Genomic DNA, 24,577 nt, shown 5'->3' on the forward strand with positions numbered 1-24,577 from the left:
CCAGAAGCGGACTTCGGGGTGTCCGTGCGGGCAAGACCGGTCGGGTGTCTGGGCAGATCTTGGCGGGTGGGGGTATCGGGCGGGGGCTGGGGAGTAGTGGACTTCTGAGCGGTCCGATCGGCGGGTTGTGGAGGCGCGGGATGGCGAGCGGCGACACCGGGTACGGCGGGCTTGCGGGTGATCTTTTCCTTCGGCTGGCCGCTGATGGCTTGCTGGCGTTGGACGCGGAGCAGGCGGCGGGGATTGTCGCGGAGTTGGTGCGGACCTTGGACTCGGTGTGCCTGCTGCTGCGGTGTGCCGGGGAGGACGAGCGGGAGTCGGCCGCGGACTGGTTGATTCCCGGGGAGCGGGTGGCCGCGGTGGCGGTCGACCGGCGCAGCCTGGAGGCGGCGCGGCGGGAACTGCCCAAGTACATCGAGGCGTTTCGACTGGTGCGGGATCGGGCCGCCGCCTCTTAGCCGGTTGTCGCCATTGCCGGCCGCGATCGTCGTTGCTGCTGGCCGATCGCCGCCGCTTCGAGTCGGTTTCCGCCGCCTCTGGTCGAGCTTCGGACTGAGTCGAGCTTCGGGCTGACTGGTCGATCTTCGGGCCGGCTGGTGGTGACGATCGGCCAAGTCGATCTCCCGGCCGGTCAGTCGATTTCCGGGCCGGTCCAGGCGAGCAGGTCACCGCGGCCGGTGATGGCCAGTTTGCGGTAGACGCTGGACAGGTGGAACTCGACCGTGCGGCGGGCCAGGCTCAGGTCTTCGGCGATCTCGGTGTTGGTGTGGCCGCGGGCGACCAGGCGCGCGATCCGGCGTTCCTGCGGGGTGAGCAGGGGGCGGTCGGTCGGGGTGAGGGCGCCCAGGCGTTCGCCCAGGGCCGCGGCGCCGCAGTAGTCGACGAGTTCGCGGGCGCGGGCGAGGTGGGGCACGGCTTCCTCGGCGGATCCCGCCTCGTGCAGGGCCAGGGCCAGGTCGTAGCGGGCGTGCGCCTCCGACAACGCGGCGCCCGCGGCGAAGAGGTGTTGCGCCGCTTCGGTGAGCAACGCGATCCGCTGGGCGCCGCGGCGGGTCAGCGCCCTGGCGTAGGCGGCGAAACCCAGCGCGCGTGGGGTGCCCCAGGCGGTCGCGGCGGCCTGGTCGGCTTCGGCGAGGGCGACCGCGTCGTCGTGGCGGTCGGCGCGGAGCAGGGTGAGCACCGCCTCGAAGCGCCAGGGCAGGAATTCGGCGTTCAGTTCGGCCCAGCCGGTGACGTGCCGGCCGCAGTCAAGTTGGGCGGCCAGCGCGGTGTCCAGGTCGCCGTTGGCCGCGGCGACCGCGCCTCGGCCGCGCAGCAGGCACATCGAAGAGCCGGTGTCGCGGATGTCCCCGTTGAGGCGGTACTCCGCGAGCACCTGTTCCGCCCGCCTTAGTGCTCCAGTGTGCACCAGGGTTTCGGCCAGGTTGGCCGCCGCGGTGGCCACGATCGGGTGGTTACGGGCCAGGCCGTACTCCGCGCACGCGGTCAGCAGACTGTCCAAAGTGGACACTGTGGCGCGCAGTTTTCCCTGTCGCCGCAGGTAATAGCCCTTGGTCAGTTCGCAGCCGAAGCGCTGGATCTCGGCGCCGTCGGCGGGCAGGTCGGCGTCCAGCCGGCGGCAGGCGCGTTCGGTGGCCTCGTCGTCCCCGGCGAGCAGCAGCGCGGACAACGCCAGCCAGCAGGCGTCCCACTCCCGTTTGACGTTGGCCTCGGCCAGCACCGCGGTGGCCAGCTCGATCGCGTCGCCTGCCCGGGGCTCGCGCAACGCGGCCAGGCAGGAGCGGACCGCGGCCAGGCCCCGGCGGGCGACCGGATCGGCCAGGTCCGCCTCGGACAGCCAGCGTTCCAGCCTGCTCAGCCGGGTCGTGCCACCCGGGCGGAACAGCGCGAACCCAGCCCTGGTGAGCTGCAACCGCACCGCGGCGGCCGGATCGTGCTGGTGCACCCGGTCGGCGGCCTCGTCGAACAGGCGCAGCACGTCCTGGGTGCTGGGCAACCGGGTCGCCAGCCGCCGCAGCAACCCGGTGGTGGCGGTGACCTCGGCCGGGGTGTCCGGGCACCGCAGCTCCTGCAGCAGGCAGGTCACCGCGGCCAGCGGGTCGGTGTCGGTGAGCATCGCGGCCAGCCGCTGGGTGTAGTCCACCCGCTCGGCCACCGGCAGCGGTTCGGCCAGCGCCTGTCGCAGGTACTCCGCCGCCGCCCGCCAGTCCCCGCGGTCCAGCGCCTGGACCGAGGCTGCACGCAGCGCGTCGGCCGCCCAGTCCAGACCGACCGGACCGATCAGCACCAGCTGGTCCGCGGTCCGCTCGGCCGCGCCGGGCAGCGCGCGCAGCAGTTCGGCCGCCCGCAGCCGCACGGTGATCCGCGCGCCCACCGGCAGTCCACACAGGACGGTCCGCGCGGTCTCGGCCGACCGGAAGGACAGCGGCACCTGGTTGACCAGCACGCCAGCCGCGGTCAGCACGTCCACCGCGGCGAGCGTGTCCGGCAGGCTGAGCTGAGCGAGTTCCGCGGTGTCCCGCAGCGGCGCGTCCGGACCGAGCACGGCGACCGCCACCGCCACCGCGCCCGCGTGCGGTCCGAGGCCCTCGAACACCGGCGGACCCGGCGGGCCGTTGACCTCGCGCTGGGGTTGGCGGACGTCCGGGACCCCGTCGACCGCGCGCAGCGCGTCGACGTTCAGTCCCATCCGTCCCGACCGGGGCGACCCTGCCACGTCACGCTCCCACCTAGACCCGGTTCCGACCGTAGTCCTTCAGCGGGCGCGGGCCGAGCCGACTTCAGGTTCCCCGCACTGAGACGCGCAGGCCACGCAGCTCGTACGCGGCGATCTCCGGTCGGAACGCCACCGTCGGCGCACTCTCCAGGGTGATCCCCGGCTGGGCGAACAGGGCGTGCAGGAAGAGGTCGCTCTCCAGCATCGCGATGTACGCGCCTGGGCAGCGGTGCGCCCCGTCACCGAAGGCGAGTGCCACCGGCCCTGGCCCACCGACCAGTTCCCGACCTGGGCAGATGTCGGCCGGACGGTCGCCGACCGCGGCCGGGTCGACGTTGGTCGCGCTGATCTCGATCTCCACCAGATCACCGGCCGGGATGGTCACCGGCCCGGCCTCGCCGGCTAGCTCGATCGGGGCGATTGTCCGTCTCTTCAGGGTGTTGACCACGGGTTCCAGCCGGAGCAACTCGTGCAGGATGGCGAGCCGGTCCGGTTCCTCGGCGGTGCGGTAGCGCTCGCACAGGTCCGGGTCGGCGAACAGGTGCCAGGCGGCCAGGTTGATGAACTCCCTGGTGGTGACCATGCCGGCGGCGGCGAAGGTCAGGCATTCGCCGAGGATCTCGCTGTCCCGGCAGCCCTCGTCGATCAGGTGCGAGATCAGGTCGTCCCGGCGCGCGCGGCGGCGGGCGCGCACCGCGGGCCGGACGTCGCCGAAGTGGAACCGCAGCCAGGCCAGGTTGAGCGCCAGGAACCCGGGCGGGCGGACCGGGAAGAACGCCTCCAGCCGGCCCGCCATGCCGGGCTTGCTGTCGGTCAGGCCGACCACCTCGGCCACCACGGTCAGCGCCAGCTCAAAGCTGAGCCGGCCCAGGTCGACGCTCTTCTCCTTGTGCAGCAAGGCGATCTGTTGCTCGACCACCCGGCGCATGAGCGGCCGGTAGTGCTCCTCGACCCGGCGCGGGGTGAAGAATCTGGCAGTCTGCCTGCGGTGTTCGCGGTGCTCGGGACCGTCGCGGTAGAGCACGGGACGCCGCAGCGAACTGGGCAGCTTGTCCATCCGTTCGATGGCCAGTCCGGCCTGCCGGGTCTCGGTGCTGCGCAACACGGTGCGGCCCGCGGCCAGGCCACGGACGGACCAGTGCCCCGCGGCCACCTGGGTGACCGGGCAGTCGGAGGCACCGTCTCGGATGAGCCGCCGGTCCTGGCCCGTGCCCGCCTCGCCGCCCATGTCACACCCTGTCTCGCGGTCCCTGCCGGAACGTTACGTGGTGGCCCAGTCGTGACCGCCGCTTCCCCGGTTCGTTGCAGCCCATCGCCCGTAGTGGTGAACGAACCCGGTGTGCGCTAACGACATTGCGTCACCCCGCGACCACCGGGCACCAGCCTTCGCCCAGGGAGCGACCATGACCCACCAATTGCCCATCATGCCCGAAGCGCCGCCGCAGCCGCCTCCGCCCAGGTTCAGCGGACTCGCCCTGACCGCGCTGATCCTCGGCCTGGTCGGGCTGCTCGGCTCGCCGATCATCATCCTCAACAACGTCACCGCGATCGCCGCCGGAGTCGGCCTGGTGCTCGGGGTGATCGCGGTGTTCGGCACCCGCAAGATGATGGCCGCCATCGGCGCCGGGCTGTGCGTGCTGGCCATCGTCATCACGGTGGTGGTGCAGGCGGCCGCGGTCAAGGCACTGGATGAGGCACTCCAGGACACCGCCAACCAGGGCCAGGTCAGCGACGGGGACCCGGGCAAGGCGAAACCGGCCGACAACCCGCCACCCGCGGAAGCACCGACCTGGGGCAAACGCTACACCTGGAAGGACGGGCTGGCCGTCGAGGTGGCCAAGCCGGCCACGTGCAAGCCAGGCAAGCACTCCTCACCGTCCACAGTGGACCGTGCGGCCAAGTTCACCGTCACCGTGGTCAACGGCACCAGGGAACCGGTCGAGACGAGTCTGTTGCTCGGACTGAGCGACGCCCAGTTCGACGGGCGGGAGGCCAGGCCGATCACCGACTTCAACGGCCCCTGCGGCACCGGCACGGACACCGGCACCGTGCTGCCGGGCAAGAGCTTCAGTTACGAGGTCGCCTACGCCGTCAGCGCCAAGCCGGGCGAGATGCAACTCGCCTTCCAGCCGGGCTTCGGCCGGGACAAAGCGGTCTTCGTCGGCCCGGCCTGAGTCCACCGACGGGGAAACCCGTGCAGCCTCTTTTTTCGCCGCGGATCTTGGTCCAGGGGCAGGTCAACCGGGGTGGCCGACGGAAAGCTCACCGTCGGTCACCGGCCCGGCCCACCCGTTCGGAACGCGGTGCGGCACAGCGTGTCGGCGGGTGTCGGTAATCTCGGCCCCGTGACTTCGACGGAAGCCGGATCGGACGTGACGGACGCGACGCAGGTACTGCGCCGTGTCTTCGGTTACGACTCGTTCCGCGGCGAGCAGCAGGCGATCATCGAGCATGTCGTCGCGGGCGGCGACGCGCTCGTGCTCATGCCCACCGGCGGCGGAAAGTCGTTGTGCTACCAGATTCCCGCCCTGGTGCGGCCCGGCGTCGGCGTGGTGGTGTCGCCGCTGATCGCGCTGATGCAGGACCAGGTGGACGCGCTGACCGCGGCCGGGGTGCGGGCCGGGTTCCTCAACTCCACCCAGCTGCCCGACGAGCGGCAACTCGTGGAGTCGTTGTTCCTGGCCGGGGAGCTGGATCTGCTCTACCTGGCGCCGGAACGGCTGCGGATGGAGTCGACCCTGCGGCTGCTGGACCGCGGCCGGGTGTCCTTGTTCGCCATCGACGAGGCGCACTGCGTGTCCCAGTGGGGGCACGATTTCCGGCCGGAATACCTGAATCTGTCCCAGTTGCACGAACGCTGGCCGGACGTGCCGCGAATCGCGCTGACCGCCACCGCCACCGAGGCCACCCACACCGAGATCGCCACCCGGTTGAACCTGGCCGAGGCCAGGCATTTCGTGGCCAGCTTCGACCGGCCCAACATCCAGTACCGCATCGTCGGCAAGAACGATCCCAAGCGGCAGCTGCTGGACCTGCTGGGCACCGAGCACAAGGGCGACGCGGGCATCGTCTACTGCCTGTCCAGGGCATCAGTGGACAAGACCGCGGAGTTCCTCTCCGCCAACGGTTTCGAGGCGGTGCCCTACCACGCGGGGCTGGACTCGGGCACCAGGGCGCGCAACCAGGCCCGGTTCCTGCGCGAGGACGGGCTCATCGTGGTGGCCACCATCGCCTTCGGCATGGGCATCGACAAGCCCGACGTGCGTTTCGTGGCCCATCTGGACCTGCCGAAGTCGGTGGAGGGCTACTACCAGGAGACCGGTCGCGCCGGGCGGGACGGGCTGCCGTCCACGGCCTGGCTGGCCTACGGGCTGCAGGATGTGGTGCAGCAGCGCAAGATGATCGACACCTCCGAGGGCGACGACGCGCACCGGCGCAAGCTGGGCCAGCACCTCAACGCGATGCTCGCGCTGTGCGAGACGGTGGAATGCCGCCGGGTGCAGCTGCTGAACTACTTCGGGCAGCAGGGCCAGGCATGCGGCAACTGCGACACCTGCCTGAACCCGGCGGAGTCCTGGGACGGCACGGTGGCGGCGCAGAAGCTGCTGTCCACGGTGTACCGGCTCAAGCGCGAGCGGAACCAGAAGTTCGGCGCCGGGCAGGTGGTGGACATCCTGCTCGGCAAGAAGACCGCCAAGATCATCGAGCACGACCACGACGCGCTGACCGTCTTCGGCATCGGGGCCGATCTGCGGGAGCAGGAGTGGCGGTCGGTGGTCCGGCAACTGCTGGCGCAGGGCCTGCTGGCGGTGGAGGGCGATTACGGCACGCTGGTGCTCACCGAGGCCAGCGGGCAGGTGCTCGGCCGTCAGCGCGAGGTGCTGCTGCGGCGCGAGCCGGAGCGGCCGGTCAGCAAATCCAGTCAGGCCAAGGCGAAGAAGGCCGCGGTGGCGGCGGATCTGTCACCGGAGGCGACGGCGGTCTTCGAGCAGCTGCGCGCCTGGCGGGGCGCGGTGGCCAAGGAGATCGCCAAGCCGGCCTATGTGATCTTCCATGACGCCACGCTGCGCACCATCGCCACCGAGCGCCCGGCCACTTTGGCGGCGCTCGGCGGCATCAGCGGTATCGGCGAGGCGAAGCTGGAGGCCTACGGCCAGCAGGTGCTCGACGTCCTGCACGGAGGCGCCGAATGAGGTTATGACTCAGGACAGGGTGAGCGCGTACAACTCAATACGCGGATCGTTGGGCAGGGTGATGGAGCGGATCGCCTTGGCGGGATCCAGCGGCACGGTCTGGCCGAACAGCCTGACCGGTGGGCCGTCGATCCCGGTGCCCGCCTTGATCCGGTGCGGCATCTCCAGCAGCACGGTGGTGCCTGCCGGGGTCGAGCCCGCCCAGTCGCCGACGGCGGCCGCGGCCTCGACAGTGCTGCCGTCGGCGTAGCGGATGGTCAGTGGCGCGGTGACCGGGCCGTTGTGGCTGGCGGAGACCAGTTTCAGGCTGCTGTGCCTGCCTTCGGGCAGCAGCAGGGACTGGCCGCGGGACTCGACGAAGTTGGGCTTGGTCCCGGTGGGATCCGGGGCGGCGTAGGTGGTGGCCGCCCAGGTGACCGGGCCGGGTGGTGGCAGCAGGGCGGCGTCGTAGCTCCAGCCGCCGCCGTCGAAGTCGCCTTCGGCGGAGGCGGTCACGGTGGCGGTGCCGTCGTGGTCGGCCACGGTGGCCAGGTTCACCGCGCACTGGGTGCCGCTGGTGCTCGCGCAGGTGGCGGCGGTGCGCAGCTCGACGGTGAGTTCGCGGACGACCTTGTTTCCGTCCAGGGACTCCACCCGCACCAGCACCGGGTACTTGCCGGGCGGCGTGCCCGCCGGGACGGTGAGGGCCAGTGGCACGGTCTGCTGGGTCGGCAGCCGCTGGGAGCGCAACAGGATCGGCGCCTGCGGGCCGTCGAGCCGCCAGCCCGCCGGGGCGGTGGTTCGGATCTGGGCGGCCAGGACGCCCGGGGACTGGCCCAGCACGTCCAGCGGCAGGGTGGCCTGTTGCGGGCTCGCCGAGGTGGGCAGCACCGCGGTGGGCTGGCGCAGGGACGCGTCGAGGTGGTGCCGCGGGTCGGCTGCCGAGCGGTTGATCGACGGCGGCTCGTCCTGGCGGCCGGTGCCCCACTGCGACGGGGTGCTGCCCAGGGTGTGCGCCAGGGTGCCGCCGCGGGCGAGGTCGGCCCAGGACAGCCAGGTCCGGGTGACCGGCCGGTTGTCCAGCGACACCCGTTGCACGTAACGGTTCGCATCGCTCGCGCCGGGCGCGGTGACGGTGAGCGTGCCGCCCTGGCGGCCGCCCCAGTCGCCGATGCGCACGGTCGCGGTCGGGAACTGCGGACTGGACAGGGCGAGGAAGTTGGCGCCGCTCATGGTCGGGTACAGCCCGAGAGAGGAGAAGACATACCAGGCTGACATGGTGCCCAGGTCGTCGTTGCCGGTCATGCCGTCCGGGCCGGTGGTGAACAGGGTCATCGCGGCGCGGACCACGGTCGCCGTCTTGGCCGGGGCGCCTGCCCACAGGTACATGTAGGGCGCGTGCAGGTCGGGCTCGTTGTTCGGGTTGTAGGTGGGTTTGCCGTAGTAGTCGTAGGGATCGGTGATCCAGTCCTTGCGCGCGGTGCCCGCTGGGTCGCGCAGCAGCTTGTCGTAGGCGAAGAACCGGTCCAGTCGTTGCTCGGTGGCCTTGCGGCCGCCCATCAACTCGACCAGACCGGCCGGGTCCTGGGGCACCAGCCACTGGTACTGGTAGGCGCCGCCCTCGTGGAACTGGTGCCCGGCGCCGACCGGGTCGTATGGCGTGACCCAGGTGCCGTCCTTGGTGCGCGGGCGGAACTGGCTGATGCCCTTGTCCCACAGGTTGCGGTACCACTGGCCGCGTTCGCCGAACATCCGCGCGTCGGCGCGTACGCCGAGGGCGTCGGCGAGCAGGGCCAGCGAGGCGTCGGCGGCCGCGTACTCCATGGTCGCCGAGGCCGGGTGCACGCAGTCGTTGTCGCCGCCCTTGTGCGCGCAGTCGACGCCGAGTTTGAGACCGGAGGGGATGTAGCCACGCTTGTTGTAGTAGTCCACGCCGGACCGTCCATTGTAGACGGAGTTGGCCGGCGGGGTGGCGGTGGCGTTCCTGCGCAGCAAGGTGTACGCCTCGCGTTCGTGCCCGGCGAGCAGGCCCTTGGACCACGCCTCGACCAGGAACGGGGTGACCGGGTCACCGGTCATGATGTTGGTCTCGCTGTTGGCCAGCGCCCAGCGCGGCAGCCAGCCGCCGTCCCGGCCCGCGGCCAGCACGGACAGCGCGACATCCCTGGCCACCTGGGGTTCCAGCATTTCCAGCAGCTGGTTCTGCGGGCGGTAGGTGTCCCACAGGGACAGGTTCTGGTACGGGGTGAAGTCGGTGGCGGTGCGCACCTTGTCGTCGAAGCCGAGGTACTTGCCGTCGACGTCGCCGGCCAGGTTGGGGTGCAGCAGGGAGTGGTAGAGCGCGGTGTAGAAGGCGGTCTGCCGTTCGGTGCTGCCGCCGCCGACGCTCACCGAGCGCAGCCGCTGCTGCCAGGACTGGTGCAGCTTGGCGCGCACGGCGTCGAAGTCGTGCGCGGCGCCGGTCTCGGCGGTGAGGTTGCGGCGGGCGCCGTCCAGGCCGGTGTAGGACAGGCCGACCTTGACCACGACGTCCCGGTCGGTGGCGGCGTCGAAACTCACCCAGGCGCCGTTGCCGCCCGCGCCAGCGGCGTCGCGGGTGTCCGGGCGTTTGGCGGTGCCGCGCCAGGTGCCGAACGCGCTGAACGGACGGTCGAAACTGGCGGTGAAGAAGACGGTGTGGTCGTCCTTGCCCGCGCAGAACCCGCCCGCGCGGACCCGGCCCTCGATGGTCCGGTCGCCGACGACGTGGATCTCCGAGTCGTGCACGCCCTGATTGGCCTTGCCGGTGTTGAACAGCACGTTCGCCGCGGCGGTCGCCGGGAAGGTGTAGCGCTGCCAGCCGGTGCGCTCGGTCGCGGTCAGTTCGGCGTTGATCCCGTAGCGGGACAGCCCGACCCGGTAGTAGCCGGGGCTGGCCTGTTCGTCGTCGTGGGAGTACTTGGAGCGGTAGCCGGTGTGCTCGACCGAGTCGACCGGCCCGGTGGTGGGCATGATCGGCAGTTCACCGGCCACCCCGCAGCCGACCCCGGAGAGGTGGGTCTGGCTGAACCCGTGGATCTGGTCCTGCTTGTAGTCGTAGCCGCCCTGGCCGCCGGTGTCCGGGCTGACCTGGACCATGCCGAAGGGGGCGCTCGCGCCGGGGAAGGTGTTGCCGAAGTTCTGGGTGCCGACGAACGGGTTGACCAGCGTGGTCGGGTCGGCCACCGGCTGCGCGGAGGCGGTCGCGGGCGCGAACAGCCCGCCGGCCAGCAGCGCCACGGCCAGCGCGGGCGCGAGCGAGCGCGTCCGGGCGGATGCGGGCTTCCTGGCGTGCGCGACGGTTCTGCCGGGAGATGGTGACAAGGTTCCGCCCCCTCGCTGACAACGTTGTCGGAGTCAGAGCGACCATGCCACGGCGGGCCGACCCACGAAAAGGGCCTGTCCGGGGAACTGTCCGATTTTGGCCCTGACTGCCGGAAACCGGCCCCGTGCCCACGAGGGCCGGCAGGAGATCGGACGACCGGGGCGGGCGGCGATCCGGCAGGAGGCGCCACGGCCGACGGCGATCCGCGGCCGACGGCGATCCGGGGCGGGCGGCCGTTGGTTGGCTGGTCGGGGTGCTCGGGCAGACTGGCGGGCATGACCGTTGTTGATGTTCGGCCGCGGCGGCGGGTGCTGGCTTGGCTGGGCTGGGTGGGGCTGGCGCCGGTGACATTACTCGTCGTGGTTCGGGTCACGGGGCTGGATGACGGGAATGTGCTGGCGTTGCCGATGGCGGGGTTGCCGTTGGTGGCGGTGGGGACCGTGGTGGTCGCGGTGGTGCTGGGGGTGTTGCGGTTGCGGGCGGCCTGGCTGGCCGCGGTGCTGGCGTTGATGCAGGTGGTGGTGATCGTGCCGCGGTTTGTCGCCACGGGGGGCGAGGCCGGGCCGGTGCGGTTGCGGGTGGGGACGGTGAACAGCCTGGTGGGGCAGGTGGACGCGCGGGCGTTGGTGGAGCTGGTGCGGACGCAGCGGCTGGATGTGCTCGCGGTACAGGAACTGCCCGCGGCGGGCGTGCGGGCGTTGGCGGCGGCGGGCATTGATTCCGTGTTGCCGCATCAGGAGTTGCGGCCGGAGGCGGATACCTCGCTGTACTCGCGGTTGCCGTTGAGTGGCGGTGGGTTGCTGGCCGCGCCCACCGAGTGGCCGCAGACGGTGGCCAGGGCCGAGGTGGGTGGGCGGTCGATCCAGTTCGTCGGGGTGCACACCTTCTGGCCGGTGGGGGATCCGGTGCGGTGGGCGCGGGATCTGGACTCGTTGCGGTCGGTGGCGGGGCGGGATGTGGTGATGCTGGGCGATTTCAACGCGACGCTGGATCACGCCTCGTTCCGCGGGCTGTTGTCGGCGGGGATGGTGGACACGCACGCGGAGCTGGGGCGAGGCTGGGCGCCGACCTGGCCGGCTGATGGCTGGGTGCCGCCGGTGGTGGAACTGGATCATGTGTTGCACGGGGCGGGGCTGACCGGGGTCTCGGTGGCCGAGCACAGCCTGGGTGGGACGGATCACCGCATGGTGGTGGCCGAGCTGGCCTTGTCCTGACCTGCACGGAGTACAGTATCGGCTGGTACGGAAGGAGGCCGGTATGGCGATCGGGCGGCCCCGGGAATTCGACCTCGACCAGGCCCTGGACCGGGCGCTGGAGGTCTTCTGGCGGCATGGCTACGAGGGCGCGGCCATGTCCGACCTCACCGCGGCCATGGGCATCAACCGGCCGAGCCTGTACGCGGCCTACGGCAACAAGGAATCGTTGTTCCGCAAGGCGTTGGAGCGCTACACCACCGGCCCGGCACGGCACGTGTCCGAGGCGCTGGCCGAGCCGACCGCGCGGGCCACGGCCGAGCGGCTGCTCTACGGCACGGTGGACGTGGTGACCGCGGAGGGGTGCCCGCGCGGCTGCCTGGTGGTGCAGGGCGCACTGGCCACCGGGAGTGGCGCGGACGGGGTGCGGGCGGAGATCTCGGCGCACCGGATGGCGGCGGAGGTTCAGCTGCGGGAGCGGTTCGAGCGGGCTCAGGCCGAGGGGGATCTGCCCGGGTCGGCGAGTGCGGCGGACTTGGCGCGGCTGGTGATGGTGGTCAGTCAGGGGATGTCGGTGCACGCTGCGGATGGGGTGGGGCGCGAGGAATTGCGCCGGGTGGTGGAGATGGTGCTGGCGAACTTCCCGCGGTAGGTGGGGAGGGGGTGGGCGCCGAGGGCGGGCCGAGCAGGGCGCGGTTGGCAGCGTGGGGGCGTTGCGGCAGCCAGCCGAGGATGTTGCGGAGACTGGCCGCGGGCGATGGCGGGGCGCCGCAGGACTGGCCGGGCTCGTCGCGGTTTCTAGCGGGGCGGGTAGTGGGTCAGGGTGGCGCTGGTGCGGACCAGGTCGCGGAGTTCGGGCAGGGTTTGGTCGGTGCGGAGTTGGACCAGGGCGTTGCCCAGGGCGGCTGCTTCCACTGGGCCTGCGATGACCGGGAGCTGGCAGGCGTTGGCGGTGAGTTGGCAGAGCAGGCCGTTGGCCGCGCCGCCGCCGACCAGGTGTACGACCTCTACCCGCGCGCCGGACAGCTGGGCGGCCTCGGTGATGGTGTGGTGGAAGGCGTTGGCCAGGCTGTCCAGGATGCAGCGGACCAGCTGGGGGCGGGCGTGCGGGACTGGCTGGTCGTGGGTGGCGCACCACTGGCGGATGCGGGTGGGCATGTCGCCTGGGGGTAGGAAGATCGGGTCGTCTGGGTTGATCAGGGTGTGGGTGGGTAGGTCGGCCGCCGCCGTGAGCAGGGGGGTCAGGTCTGCTTGGGCGTTCCAGGTGCGGAGGCATTCCTGGAGTAGCCAGAGGCCCATGTTGTTGCGCAGGTAGCGGATGGTGCCGTCGAGGCCGCGTTCGTTGGTGAAGTTGGCTTCGCGGCTGGCGGGGGTGAGGACGGGGTGGTCCAGTTCTACGCCGGCCAGGGCCCAGGTGCCGCAGGAGATGTAGGCGAAGTGGGGGGTTTGGGCGGGGACCGCGGCTATCGCAGAGGCGGTGTCGTGGCTGGCGACCCGGGTTACCGGGATGGGGTTCGGGAAGCCGAGGTCGGGTTTCAGCTGGCCTGCTGGGGTTCCTGGGTCGCGTAGTGGGGGGAAGATGTGGGGTGGGATGCCCAGTTCTGACATGAGGCCGGTCAGCCACTGTCCACTGTGGACGTTCAGGAGCTGGGTGGTGGAGGCGTTGGTGCGTTCGGCGGCTCGGTCGCCGGTGAGCCAGTAGGTGAGCAGGTCCGGGATGAGCAGGAGGCAGTCCGCGGCGGGCAGGCGGTGGCCGTCCACTTCGGACATCAGCTGGAACAGGGTGTTGATGCGGAGGAGTTGCAGGCCGGTGTGGGCGTAGAGCTGGTCCGGTGGGATCTTGGCGAGTACCCGGTCCAGTTGGCCTTCGGTGCGGTGGTCGCGGTAGTGCACGGGCAGTCCGAGCAGGCCGCCGTCTGGCGCCAGCAGCGCGTAGTCCACGGCCCAGGAGTCGATTCCGATGCTGTGCACGGGGTTTCCGTCGGCGGTGAGTTCGCGCAGGCCGTGCAGCACGCCTTGGTAAAGCTGGATCGGGTCCCAGTGCAGGGTGCCGGCCAGGGTGACGGGGGTGTTGGCGAAACGGTGGACCTCGGTGAGGGTCAGCCCGCCCGAGCCGACCTCAACCGACATCACCCGGCCGCTGGAGGCGCCGAGGTCCACCGCCGCGACCCTCACACAAGGCCCCGGCGTACCGCCCATACGATCACCTGGATGGAGCTGGAGAAGCCGAGCTGGTTGCACATCGCGCGGGTGCGCCTGCGCACGGTGCGCTCGGACAGTTCCAGCCTGCGGGCGACCGCGTCGATCGGCAGTCCGGTCGAGAGCAGCCGGAGCAGGGTGACCTCCTCGTCGCTGAGCACGGCGTGGTCTCGGATGTTGTCGGCTACCACCATGGTGGTCCCTCCTGGCGTTTCGTTGATCCTCTGGTAGCTCATCTCAGGAACGCCGCCGTCACTCCGCTGTCCACCGGTATGTGCACACCGGTGGTGCGGCTGAGTTCGCCCGCGGTCAGCACATAGACCGCGGCCGCGACGTGTTCCGGCAACACCTCTGCCTTGAGCAGGGTGCGTTGCGCGTAGTAGCTCCCCAGTTCGGTTTCCGGGACGCCGTACACGGCGGCGCGTTGCGCGCCCCAGCCGCCGGCGAAGATCCCGGAACCGCGGACCACCCCGTCCGGGTTGATCCCGTTCACCCTGATGCCGTGCTCCCCCAGTTCCGCCGCGAGCAGGCGGACCTGATGTGCCTGGTCGGCTTTTGCCGCACCGTAGGCGATGTTGTTCGGACCGGCGAAAACGCCGTTCTTGCTGGCGATGTAGACGATGTCGCCGCCGAGGCCCTGCCGGGTCATGGTGCGGGCGGCGGCCCTGGCGACCAGGAACGAGCCCCTGGCCATCACCCGGTGCTGGATGTCCCAGTCGGCGTCGGTGGTCTCGGTCAGCGGTTTGGAGATGGACAGGCCGGCGTTGCTGACCACCAGGTCGACGCCGCCGAAAGCCAGGCAGGCCTTGGCGAACGCGGCCTCGATGGAGGCTGAGTCGGTGACGTCGGCGACGACCGCCGCCGCGATGTCCGGGCCGCCGATCTCCTTGGCCGCTGCCGCCGCTTTGTCACCGTCCACATCGGACACGACCACGCAGGCGCCCTCGGCGGCCAGCCGGGTGGCGGTGGCCTTGCCGATGCCGGAGGCGGCACCGGTGACCAGCGCGACCCGGCCCGCCAGGGGCTTCGGGGCGGGGCGGCGGCGGAGTTTGGCCTCTTCCAGGTCCCAGTACTCGATGCGGAACTTCTCCGCCTCCGGGATCGGCTGGTAGCTGGAGAGGGCTTCCGCGCCGCGCATCACGTTGATGGCGTTGACATAGAACTCGGCGGCGACGCGCGCGGTCTGCTTGTCCGGGCCGTAGGAGAACATGCCGACGCCGGGCACCAGCACAATGGCCGGGTCCGCGCCGCGCATGGGCGGGGAATCCGGGGTGGCGTGCCGGGTGTAGTAGGCGCGGTAGTCGTCGCGGTAGGCGGCGAACTCGGCGGCGGCGTTGGCCGGGTCGGTGAGCAGCAGGGGCCGGATCTTGGTACGCAGGAAGTGATCCGGACAAGAGGTGCCGAGCGCGGCCAGTGCGGGCAGGCGGTCCCGGCTGAGGAAGTCCAGCACCTCGGGGGTGTCGGTGAAGTGGCCGACCTGGAAGCGGCCGGTGTCGGTGCGGCTGGAGGTGGAAGCCAGGCCGCGCAGCAGCGGGGCCAGTTCCGCCGCTCTGGCACGGCGTTCGGCCTCGGACAGCGGTGTCCACTCCGGACGTACGGCACCGAATGGTTCGGGGCGGCCGCGGTCCGCGATGAACTCCTGGGCGCGGCGGATGATCTCCAGGGAGTGCGCCTGGCACTCCGCGGAGTCCTTGCCCCAGGCGGTGATGCCGTGGCCGCCGAGGATGACGCCGATGGCCTCGGGGTGCTCGCGGTGGATGGCGGCGATGTCCAGGCCGAGCTGGAAACCGGGGCGCCGCCAGGGCACCCAGGCCACCCGGCCGCCGAAGCATTCGCGGACCAGGGCCGCTCCCCCTGCGGCGGTGGCCAGCGCGATCCCGGCGTCCGGGTGCAGGTGGTCCACGTGCGGGGCGTTCACCAGGCCGTGCATGGCGGTGTCGATGGACGGGGCCGCGCCGCCCTTGCCGTGCAGGCAGAAGTCGAAGGCGGCGACCATCTCGTCCTCGCGCTCGACCCCCGGGTAGACCTGGGTCAGGGCACGCAGGCGGTCTAGGCGGAGCACGGCCAGGCCAGTCTCGGTGAGGGTGCCCAGGTCGCCGCCGGATCCCTTGACCCACAACAGTTCCACGTCGGTCCCGGTGACCGGGTCGACGGCGGTGGCCTTGGCGGAGGCGTTGCCGCCGGCGTAGTTGGTGTTGCGCGGGTCCGCGCCGAGCGCGTGGCCGCGGGCCAGCAGGGCGGTCACCTCGGGGTGGGTCACGCGCCCCACCCCAGCCCGCCGCCGATCCGCTCGGCCTCGATGTGCTCCTGGTACCCGCTGCGGTAGAACGCGCCCAGCGGATCCGGGTCCAGGCCCTGGTCCTGGCGGACCTCGGCCAGCAGCGGGCGGACGTCGGTGCTGAAGGCGTCCATCACCACCGCGTGCGCGCCGAGCACATCGCCGTCGCGTTGCGCCTCCCGCAACGCGTCCCGGTCCACCAGCAGGGCCTTGGCGGTGGCCTCCTGCACGTTGAGGATGGAGCGGATCAGCGCGGGCACGCTGGGTTCCAGGTTGTGGCACTGGTCGAGCATGAACTCGATGCCCGAGTCCGGGGCCAGGCCGCCCGCACCGTGGATCTCGTGCAGGATGCGGAAGAGCTGGAACGGGTCGGCCGCGCCGACCATGAGGTCGTCGTCGGCGTAGTTGCGGCTGTTGAAGTGGAAGCCGCCGAGTCGCCGCTCGCGCAGCAGCACGGCCACCAGGAACTCGATGTTGGTGCCGGGCGCGTGGTGACCGGTGTCCACCAGCACCTGGGCCCGCTCGCCGAGCCGGAGGCAGTGCGCGAACGCGGTGCCCCAGTCCGGCACGTCCATGGTGTAGAAGTGCGGTTCGAAGAACTTGTACTCCAGCAACAGCCGCATGTCCGCGGGCATGGCCGCGTACACCTCGGCCAGGCCGACGGCGAGGCGGTCCTGGCGGGCGCGGATGTCGTCCTGGCCGAGGTAGTTGGTGCCGTCGGCCAGCCAGACCGAGAGCACGCCGGACCCGGTCTGCCTGCCGATCTCCACGCATTCCAGCAGGTGGTCCACTGCTTTGGCGCGAATGGCGGAGTCCGGGTGGCAGATGCTGCCCAGCTTGTACTCGTTGTCCTGGAAGACGTTCGGGTTGATCGCGCCAAGCCGGATGCCGCGGCTCTCGGCGTAGCGGGCCAGTGCCGGGTAGTCCTCGACCCGGTCCCAGGGGATGTGCAGGGCGATGCTGGGGGCGACGCCGGTGAACTCGTGCACGCAGGCCGCGTCGTCGATCTTCTCCTCCGGCGTGCGCGGCACCCCGGCCTTGGCGAAGACCTTGAACCGGGTGCCGGAGTTGCCGTATGCCCAGGAGGGGGTTTCGATCCGCTGGGCGCGCAGCACGCGTTTGGCGTTGTGCCGCAAGGTGTTCTCACTCATGGTCGGCTCCCCCCTCTCAGAAGTCGAAGCGGTCGACGTTGTCCGTGCTGAAGACCGTCGGTGGCCCCAATACGATCTCACCCGATTGGCCGATCGTGTACTCGCCGAGGCTGCCCGCGGCGAACTTCTGCCCTTGTGAACCAGTCACCCTGCCCGAAGCGAGCGCCGCCGCGGCCTGGGTGGCGAGGTAGCCGAGTTTGGCCGGTTCCCACAGCGCGAAGGACTTCACCGTGCCGTTCTTGACGAAAGCCCGCAGCTGGTTCGGCGTGCCCAGCCCGGTCAGCGCGACTTTGCCCTGGTAGGCCGAGGAACTGAGGTAGCGGGCCGCGGCGGCGATGCCGACCGTGGTGGGCGAGATGATGCCCTTGAGGTTGGGGTGCGCGGCCAGCAGGGCCTGGGTTTTCTGGAAGGAGGTCTGGTCGTCGTCGTTGCCGTAGGCGGTCTCGACCAGTTTCAGCTTGGCGTACCTGGGTTTCACCAGTTCCTGTTTCATGATCTCGATCCAGGTGTTCTGGTTGGTGGCATTGGCGGTGGCCGAGAGGATGGCGAACTCCCCTTCTCCGCCAATGGCTTCGGAAAGGAGTTCGATTTGTTTGACCGCGATGTCGGTGGAGTTGACCTGGTTCACGAACAGATCGCGGGCGTCCGCGGCCACGTCGGAATCGAGGGTGACCACCTTCATGCCTTGGGCGCGGGCGGTTTTCAGCGCGGGCGCGACCGCGTTGGGGTCGTTGGCGGCCAGTACCAGGGCGTCCTGGCGTTGCTGGGCGGCGGTGTTGATGTAGGTGACCTGGGAGGCGGCGCTGGCGTCGGAGGGTCCGGTGGTCTTGACCTCGGCCTGGAGTTCCTTGCCCGCGTTCTCCGCGCCGCCGCGGACCACGGTGAAGTAGGGGTTGTTGACCTGCTTGGGCAGGTAGGTGATCTTGAGGCCGGTACGGAGTGGGGCCTGCGGGTTGGCGGTGCTGGCGCTGCCGGTCGGGCCGCCGTTGCCGGTGGAGTTCTCCCGGGTGGTGCCGCCGCAGGCGCCGAGCAGCAACGCTCCACTGAGGACGGTCGCGAGCAAACTGAGTGGTCTCATGGGTCCTGCCTTCCGCGGAGAGGGGCGAGCACGCTCACCAGCAGGAGCAGGCCGGTGACGATGGTGAGGACTTCGGTGGGGACGTCGTTGAGGATCAACACGTTGCGCAGCGCGCCGAGCACGAGCACGCCGGCGATCACGCCGAACAGGGTGCCGCGGCCGCCGAAGATGGACACGCCGCCGAGCAGCACGGCGGCGACCACGGCGAGTTCCAGGCCGGTGCCGTTGTCCGCGCGGGCACTGGAGAAACGCAGCGTGTAGACGATGCCGGCCAGCGCGGCGACCGCGCCGGCCAGGGTGAAGGCGAGGAACTTGACCTGGCGCACCCGGATGCCGGCGAACCGGGCGGCCTCGGCGTTGGCGCCGATGGCGAACACCGCGCGGCCGTAGGAACTCGCGTGCAGCAGCACCCCGAAGACCACGGCCAGCAGCGCGAACAGCAGCATGGGCCAGGGAATTCCGGTGCCGGGCACCGGCTCGGTGCCGAAACTGGTGTAGCTGGGCGGGAAATCGGCGACGGCGGTGTCGCCGAGCAGGACCAGGGCCAGGCCGCGGTAGAGCGCGAGGGTGCCGATGGTGACGGCCAGGGAGGGCAATCCCAGTGCGGTGACCAGGAATCCGTTGACCGCGCCGCAGAGCGCCCCGGCCAGGATCACCACCGGCAGGATGGCTTCCAGGGGCCAGTTGGCCTGCCACAGCACGCCGATCAGCGCGCTGGACAGGCCGAGCACCGAGGCCACCGACAGGTCGATCTCGCCAGCGACCACGACAATGGTGAGCGGCAACGCGATCAGCGCGATCTCACCGATGTCCAGGCCGAGGTAGAACAGGTTCTGGCTCGACCGGAAGCCGCTGCCCGCGCTCAGCGCGATGACCAGCAGCACGAACACGAGCGCGGTTTCCCAGCGCAGCAGGGTTTTCACCCGGTCACCTCCGTCGGGCGGCGGGCGGCGCGGCGTAGCGCGGCGGCCAGCCGGAGGGCGAGCAGCCGGTCCACGGTGATCGCGGCCAGCAGCAGCGCGCCGGTGATCGCCTGCTGCCAGAACGCGGGCACGCCCAGCACGGCGAGCGAACTGGCGATGGTGCCCAGCAGCAGCGCGCCGAGCGCGGCCCCGTGCGCACTGCCGGAGCCACCGAAGATGGCCACCCCGCCGACCACCACCGCGGCCACCACCTGGAGTTCCAGGCCGGTGCCCGCGGCGGCGTCGACCGTGCCGTAGCGGGCGGTCCACAGCGCGCCGGCGAGTCCGGCGATCAGGCCCGAGGCCAGGAAGACGCCGAACACCCTGCGCCGCACCGGGATACCGGCCAGGATCGCGGCTTCTGGGTGTGAGCCGATGGCGTACAGCTCGCGGCCGGAGCGGTAGTTGCGTAGGTAGTAGGCGGCGGCGAGCACCACAAGCAGGGTGAGCAGCACCAGGTTCGGCAGGCCGAGCAGCGCGCCGCCGCCGAAGCCGAGCAGGGCCTCGGACAGGTCGCCCGCGTTGACCTGGTGTCCTTGTGCGATCAGGTAGTCCAGGCCGCGGAAGACGTAGAGCGTGCCCAGGGTGACCACCAGGCTGGGCACCCGGCCGAGTGCGACCACCGCGCCGTTGACCGCGCCGCAGACCAGGCCGATCCCCAGTCCCAGCACCAGGATCAGCGGGAACGGCAGGTTCGGGTTGGCGGCGGCGGTGCTCGCGGTGAGGAAGGCGGACAGGCCGAGCACCGAGCCGACGGACAGGTCGACGTTGCGGGTGAGCACCACCGCGGTCTGCCCGACCGCGAGCAGCGCGATGATCGAGGCGTTCAGCAGCAGGTCCTGGATGCTTTGCCCGGTAAGGAAACGCGGGTTCACCAGGGCGGTGCCGAGTACGACGACGAGCAGGGTGGCGAGGATGCCGAGTTCGCGGAACCGGGCCAGGGCGCTCATGCCGGGACCGCCTGTCCGGTGGCGGCGAGCGCGATGTTCTCCTCGGTGGCGCGTTCGCCGCGAAGTTCGGCGGCCAGCCGGCCCTCGTGCATGACCAGCACCCGGTCGGCCAGGCCGAGCACCTCGGGCAGTTCGGAGGAGATCATCAGGATGGCCACGCCCTCGGCCGCGAGTTCGCCGAGCAGCCGGTGCACCTCGGCCTTGGCTCCGATGTCCACGCCGCGGGTGGGTTCATCGACGATGAGCACTTTGGGCTTGCGGGACAACCATTTCGCGAGCACCACCTTCTGCTGGTTGCCACCGGAGAGCCGGCCGACCGGATCGCCGAGCCGGGCGTACTTCAGCCGCAGCCGCAGTGCCCAGTCGGTGGCCAGGGCGGTTTCGGATCTCCGGCGGAGCAGGCCGCCGCGACTCAGCTCGGGCAGTGAGGCCAGCGCGATGTTGCGTTCGATCGAGGCGGCCAGTACCAGGCCCTGGGCGCGCCGATCCTCTGGTACGAAACCGATTCCGGCGGTCATCGCGGCTCGCGGCGATCCCGGGCGCAACCGGCGGCCCTCGATCTGGACCGTGCCCGCGTCCGGCCGGTCGATGCCGAAGATCGCCCTGGCCACCTCGCTGCGCCCGGCGCCGACCAGTCCGGAGAGGGCGAGGATCTCGCCCGTGCGCAGCTCGAAGGAGATGTCGGTGAACACGCCCTCGCGGGTCAGCCGGTCGACCCGCAGCCGGACCTCGCCGACAACGTTGTCAGCTTGTGGGAAAAGGGCGGCGAGGTCGCGGCCGACCATCCGGCGGACCAGGTTGGCCGGGGTGACCCCGGTCAGTTCGCCGGTCCACACCAGGCCACCGTCGCGTAGCACGGTGGCGTCCTGGCAGAGCGCGAACACCTCGTCCAGGCGGTGCGAGACGAACAGCACCGCCACCTCCTGGCGCAGCAACGCGCGGGTGACCTCGAACAGCCGGGTGACCTCGGCCGGGGACAGCGCGGCGGTCGGCTCGTCCATCACGATCACCCTGGCGGCGAAGGACAGCGCCTTGGCGATCTCCACCACCTGCTGGTCGGCGATGGACAGCCCGCGCGCGGGCGCGGCCGGGTCCAGGGTCACGCCGAGGCGGGTGAACAGGTCTTTTGTCGCCTGGTGCAAGGCGGTGTGGTCGATCCGGCGGCCGCGGCGGCGTGGCTGGCGACCCATGAACACGTTCTCCGCCAGGGACAGATCCGGGAACAGCGCGGGTTCCTGGTGGATCACCGCGATCCCGGCGGCCCGCGCGGCGGCCGGGTCGGCGAGCGTGGTCACCTGGCCGTCGACGAGCAGGTCGCCGCGGTCCGGCCGGTGCACGCCGCCGAGAACTTTGATCAACGTGGACTTGCCTGCCCCGTTCTCGCCGAGCAGCGCGTGCGCGCGGCCGGGGTGCAGTTCGAGCCCCGCGCCGGTGAGCGCGCGGACGGCGCCGAAGCTCTTCTCGATCCCGCGCAACGCGAGGACCGGCGGCCGATCAGACGACGATGTCACCCGGCAGCTCCCTTGTTCCTAGGCCCTGCCCCCGATCGGGATGAAACGTTTCAATCCTGCGGTGCCAGCCAGTTTGGGAGGGTTACAGTGCCCTGTCAAGGACAGCCGGAGGGGTTTTGATCCGGTGCACCCGGCCAGCCGAACGGAGCGAAGGCGGACCATGGGCCATTCGGTGAGCGTGCGTGAGGTGGCCGAGCTGGCCGGAGTCTCCCTGGGCACCGTGTCGAATGTGCTGAACTCGCCGGACCGGGTCGCGCCACGCACCAGGGAACGGGTGCTGGCCGCGATGAGCGAACTCGGCTTTGTGCGCAACGAGTCCGCCCGCCAGCTCAGGGCCGGGACCGGGCGAACGATCGGCCTGGTGGTCCTCGACGTCAGCAACCCGTTCTTCACCGACGTCGCCCGCGGCGTGGAGGAGGCCGCCACCGAGGCGGGCCACTCGGTCATCCTGTGCAACAGCGACTCCAACCCCGACCGCGAGCACCGGCACCTGGAAGTCCTTGCCCAGCAACGGGTGCACGGCGTGTTGATCACCCCCAGCCGGGACTCGCTGGAGGCGATCCGGCGATTGCAGCAGCGCGGGGTGTCGGTGGTGCTGCTGGACCACCCGGCCACGGCTTCCGACATCTGCTCGGTGGCGGTGGACGACCGGACCGGCGGCGCGCTGGCCATCAATCACCTGCTGGCACAGGGGTTCGCGCGGATCGTGATGGTGACCGGGGCAGCGCATGTGCGGCAGGCGGCGGAACGGCGCCTGGGCGCCTACGACGCGCTGGGCAAGGCCGGGCTCGCCGAGTCGGCGCTACAGGTGATCGAGGTGCCTTCGCTGACGGTGGCCGCCGGGTTGCGGGCCGGGGAGGAGATCCTGGCCCGGCCGGACCGGCCGCGGGCGGTGTTCTGCGCCAACGATTTGCTGGCGCTGGGGGTGTTGCAGGCGATGGTGCGCTCGGGGGTGCGGGTGCCGGGTGAGCTGGCGATCGTGGGGTACGACGACATCGAGTTCGCCGCGGCCGCCGCGGTGCCGCTGACCTCGGTGCGGCAGCCCCGGCACCTGATCGGGCGGACGGCGGCGCAGCTGGTGATCGCGGAGACGTCGAGCCCTGGGCAGCACGAGCATCAGCGGGTGTTCTTCACCCCGGAGCTGGTGGTGCGGGAGTCCAGCCGCGGGTGAGGTCACCTGGGCGCGAAGTCGCGGACGGTCAGGGCGGCGGCCAGGATCCGGGCGCCCGCCGGGTCGGCCGGGCTGTGGCCGGTGAGGGTGGCGATGCGGCGTAGCCGGTAGTTCAGGGTGTTGCGGTGGATGTGCAGTTCGGCCGCGCTGCGGTGCCGGTTGTGGCCGGTGTCCAGGAAGGTGCGCAGGGTCCACAGCAGGTCCTGGTGCGCGGTGAGCTGGTCCAGGATGCGGTGCAGGCGTTCCCGGCCGGGGCCCGGGCGGCAGAGCTGGTATTCGAGGAGGACATCGTCGAGTTGGTAGGCGCCGGGTGGGCGGCCCAGGCGGGTGGCCAGGTCGGAGATGTCGGTGGCCTCGTCCACGGCGTGCGGAATCTCGGCCCGGCTGAGCGCGGTGGCCAGGCCGGTGAGCAGGGTGGTGCCCGCGGCCAGGTGCAGGCGTTCGGCCAGGGTCAGCGCGGCGGCGACCTGGTCGGGGGTGTCCGGGTCGTCGGCCGGCAGTAACAGGGTGCCGCCGGTGTGGTTGAAGGCGGCCAGGGCGTGCGCGGGAAGTTCCGCCTGCAGGCGGCGGACCAGGGCGCGGGCGGCCAGTTGCAGGTCGGCGCCGTCGGTGTGCGGGGGCGGGCCCAGGCGCAGGTGCAGCACCAGGTGGGTGTGCGCCAGGGCCAGGCCGAGGCGTTCGGCCAGGGGTTCGGCGGGCGCGCCGGTGAGCAGGGCGGTGACCAGGGCGCGGCGGGCCTCGCGGTGTTCGGCGTCCAGGACCTGTTGTTCGTGCAGGTAGGAGGCTGCCACGGCGGGCACGGCGACGCTGAGGTAACTGAACAGGCCGGGCACGCCGGCGACCAGGTCGGGGATCTCCTCCGGTTCGGCGAGGGCGGCCATTGCTTCCCAGCCGACCTGGGCGGCGATGTGGTAGGTGCTCAGCACCACGTCCAGGGGCACGCCCTGCTGGGCGCGGCGGATGGCGGCGGCGATCTGCCCGGTCAGCTCATCGGGCCGGGGCGGGCGTTGTTCGCGCAGGCAGCGCAGGTAGAGCTGCAGGTTGAGCGCGATCGCCGCGCTGATCTCCTGGTTGACCAGTTGCGGCGGCAGCTGCTGGTAACCGGCCGCCCTGGCGACGAAGGCGGCCAGCACCTGCTCGGCGATCCGCGGGATCTGTTCCTCGGCCCGCCGGTACAGCGCCGCCCGGGGATCGGGCGCGGGTAAGTCCACCACCGCCTGAGCCTTGCCGACCGTTGCGGTAAGCGCAATCCACTCCCGGGGTGCTACCCAGGTAGGCAGCCGCACCAACGGTGACCGCCCGGATTGTGCAGCTGCCCAGCAGTCCTCCCCTGATCGAGCGATGCGCGACTTCCGTTGCGGGCGCCGGAGGCAGAATCGTGGGCTCCAGGCGGCGGGAGGACGATGCGACAGGATGACGGGGCCGTGCCGAAGTCAGTGGCCGAGTGCATGAAATTACTGCGGCGCAAGGGTTTTCGCCAGAGCTTGGTCCGGGACGAGGTGACCAGGACGGATGCGGTGATGTTCAACCGGGTGTGGCGCGGGGTGCGCGAGACCGTGCTGGCCTACTCCGAGTCCGAGGCGCTGGCCTACCGGGTGCGCACGGGCGACGCGGACGTGGCGGATCCGTTCACAGTGGACCCGGATCAGCGGATGTGGCATCACGGCGGCGAGTTCCTGGATGTGGCCGGACAGCTCCTGGCGCTGCCCCCGCCGCCGGGGCACAGCGCCTTCCCGCTCGCAGGCACCACCTAGCCCACCCACCGGCGAGTTGGGCAAACTGGTACGCCAATTTGGCCCAAGTGGGCGTACCAGTTGGCCCAAGTGGTACGAAAACGGCCGAGACTCCGTACC

The 24,577-nt window shown here is 71.1% G+C and carries 19 protein-coding genes; 7 read left to right on the plus strand and 12 right to left on the minus strand.

Annotation, left to right across the window (positions count from 1 at the left end; genetic code table 11):
* Positions 1 to 140 precede the first annotated feature (140 nt).
* Positions 141 to 458, plus strand: coding sequence for a hypothetical protein (locus MZC64_RS38530; protein ID WP_247764619.1), 318 nt, complete (start codon positions 141 to 143; stop codon positions 456 to 458).
* A gap of 173 nt (positions 459 to 631) precedes the next feature.
* Here MZC64_RS38530 and MZC64_RS38535 read toward each other — a convergent pair whose 3' ends face one another.
* Positions 632 to 2,689 carry a helix-turn-helix transcriptional regulator gene (locus MZC64_RS38535; RefSeq protein ID WP_247764620.1) on the minus strand — a complete coding sequence of 686 codons (2,058 nt, stop codon included), beginning with the start codon at positions 2,687 to 2,689 and terminating at the stop codon, positions 632 to 634.
* Between the two features lie 91 nt (positions 2,690 to 2,780).
* Positions 2,781 to 3,944 carry a cytochrome P450 gene (locus MZC64_RS38540; RefSeq protein ID WP_247764621.1) on the minus strand — a complete coding sequence of 388 codons (1,164 nt, stop codon included), beginning with the start codon at positions 3,942 to 3,944 and terminating at the stop codon, positions 2,781 to 2,783.
* 175 nt (positions 3,945 to 4,119) lie between these two features.
* Between MZC64_RS38540 and MZC64_RS38545 the strand changes: the two genes are divergently transcribed.
* The gene (locus MZC64_RS38545; RefSeq protein WP_247764622.1) at positions 4,120 to 4,890 is read left to right on the plus strand and encodes a hypothetical protein; all 771 of its coding nucleotides are present in this window, start codon (positions 4,120 to 4,122) and stop codon (positions 4,888 to 4,890) included.
* A gap of 171 nt (positions 4,891 to 5,061) precedes the next feature.
* Entirely contained in the window at positions 5,062 to 6,909 is a 1,848-nt protein-coding gene (recQ, locus tag MZC64_RS38550) for a DNA helicase RecQ (protein ID WP_247764623.1), read from the plus strand.
* A 9-nt stretch (positions 6,910 to 6,918) separates the two neighbouring features.
* On the opposite strand, the gene MZC64_RS38555 is transcribed toward recQ, so the two are convergent.
* Positions 6,919 to 10,146, minus strand: coding sequence for a GH92 family glycosyl hydrolase (locus MZC64_RS38555; RefSeq protein ID WP_247764717.1), 3,228 nt, complete (start codon positions 10,144 to 10,146; stop codon positions 6,919 to 6,921).
* A 360-nt stretch (positions 10,147 to 10,506) separates the two neighbouring features.
* Here MZC64_RS38555 and MZC64_RS38560 point away from each other — a divergent pair, with 360 nt between their 5' ends.
* A complete protein-coding gene (locus MZC64_RS38560) occupies positions 10,507 to 11,445 on the plus strand; it encodes an endonuclease/exonuclease/phosphatase family protein (protein ID WP_282106561.1) in 939 nt (312 codons plus the stop codon).
* A 43-nt stretch (positions 11,446 to 11,488) separates the two neighbouring features.
* Positions 11,489 to 12,076 carry a TetR/AcrR family transcriptional regulator gene (locus tag MZC64_RS38565; protein ID WP_247764624.1) on the plus strand — a complete coding sequence of 196 codons (588 nt, stop codon included), beginning with the start codon at positions 11,489 to 11,491 and terminating at the stop codon, positions 12,074 to 12,076.
* A 146-nt stretch (positions 12,077 to 12,222) separates the two neighbouring features.
* Here the strand turns inward: MZC64_RS38565 and MZC64_RS38570 are convergent, their stop codons facing one another.
* The 8 genes from MZC64_RS38570 to MZC64_RS38605 are packed head-to-tail and all read right to left on the minus strand — an operon-like array spanning position 12,223 to position 21,553.
* On the minus strand, positions 12,223 to 13,599 hold the full coding sequence (locus MZC64_RS38570) for a rhamnulokinase family protein (protein ID WP_247764625.1): 1,377 nt from the start codon (positions 13,597 to 13,599) through the stop codon (positions 12,223 to 12,225).
* Entirely contained in the window at positions 13,596 to 13,817 is a 222-nt protein-coding gene (locus tag MZC64_RS38575; protein WP_185008067.1) for a LuxR C-terminal-related transcriptional regulator, read from the minus strand. The genes MZC64_RS38570 and MZC64_RS38575 overlap by 4 nt, the downstream gene beginning before the upstream one ends.
* 38 nt (positions 13,818 to 13,855) lie before the next feature.
* Positions 13,856 to 15,883 carry a bifunctional aldolase/short-chain dehydrogenase gene (locus MZC64_RS38580; RefSeq protein WP_247764626.1) on the minus strand — a complete coding sequence of 676 codons (2,028 nt, stop codon included), beginning with the start codon at positions 15,881 to 15,883 and terminating at the stop codon, positions 13,856 to 13,858.
* Entirely contained in the window at positions 15,880 to 17,052 is a 1,173-nt protein-coding gene (rhaI, locus tag MZC64_RS38585) for an L-rhamnose isomerase (protein ID WP_247764627.1), read from the minus strand. The genes MZC64_RS38580 and rhaI overlap by 4 nt, the downstream gene beginning before the upstream one ends.
* 16 nt (positions 17,053 to 17,068) lie before the next feature.
* Positions 17,069 to 18,130 (minus strand): rhamnose ABC transporter substrate-binding protein, encoded by a 1,062-nt coding sequence (rhaS, locus tag MZC64_RS38590; RefSeq protein ID WP_247764628.1) that lies wholly within the window; start codon positions 18,128 to 18,130, stop codon positions 17,069 to 17,071.
* The gene (locus MZC64_RS38595) at positions 18,127 to 19,053 is read right to left on the minus strand and encodes an ABC transporter permease (RefSeq protein ID WP_247764629.1); all 927 of its coding nucleotides are present in this window, start codon (positions 19,051 to 19,053) and stop codon (positions 18,127 to 18,129) included. The genes rhaS and MZC64_RS38595 overlap by 4 nt, the downstream gene beginning before the upstream one ends.
* Positions 19,050 to 20,042, minus strand: coding sequence for an ABC transporter permease (locus MZC64_RS38600; RefSeq protein ID WP_247764630.1), 993 nt, complete (start codon positions 20,040 to 20,042; stop codon positions 19,050 to 19,052). The genes MZC64_RS38595 and MZC64_RS38600 overlap by 4 nt, the downstream gene beginning before the upstream one ends.
* Complete coding sequence (locus tag MZC64_RS38605) at positions 20,039 to 21,553, minus strand: sugar ABC transporter ATP-binding protein (protein ID WP_247764631.1); 1,515 nt, start codon at positions 21,551 to 21,553, stop codon at positions 20,039 to 20,041. Before MZC64_RS38605 ends, MZC64_RS38600 begins: the two co-directional genes overlap by 4 nt.
* 160 nt (positions 21,554 to 21,713) lie before the next feature.
* On the opposite strand from MZC64_RS38605, the gene MZC64_RS38610 reads away from it, so the two are divergent.
* The gene (locus MZC64_RS38610) at positions 21,714 to 22,724 is read left to right on the plus strand and encodes a LacI family DNA-binding transcriptional regulator (RefSeq protein ID WP_247764632.1); all 1,011 of its coding nucleotides are present in this window, start codon (positions 21,714 to 21,716) and stop codon (positions 22,722 to 22,724) included.
* A 2-nt stretch (positions 22,725 to 22,726) separates the two neighbouring features.
* Here MZC64_RS38610 and MZC64_RS48315 read toward each other — a convergent pair whose 3' ends face one another.
* Positions 22,727 to 23,938: a helix-turn-helix domain-containing protein gene (locus tag MZC64_RS48315; RefSeq protein ID WP_308301116.1), complete on the minus strand. Its 1,212-nt coding sequence runs from the start codon at positions 23,936 to 23,938 to the stop codon at positions 22,727 to 22,729.
* A gap of 189 nt (positions 23,939 to 24,127) precedes the next feature.
* On the opposite strand from MZC64_RS48315, the gene MZC64_RS38630 reads away from it, so the two are divergent.
* Positions 24,128 to 24,478, plus strand: a complete 351-nt coding sequence (locus tag MZC64_RS38630; protein WP_247764633.1) for a hypothetical protein — start codon at positions 24,128 to 24,130, stop codon at positions 24,476 to 24,478.
* Positions 24,479 to 24,577 lie beyond the last annotated feature (99 nt).

The organism is Crossiella sp. S99.2, from assembly GCF_023094165.1.
Taxonomy (GTDB): domain Bacteria; phylum Actinomycetota; class Actinomycetes; order Mycobacteriales; family Pseudonocardiaceae; genus Crossiella.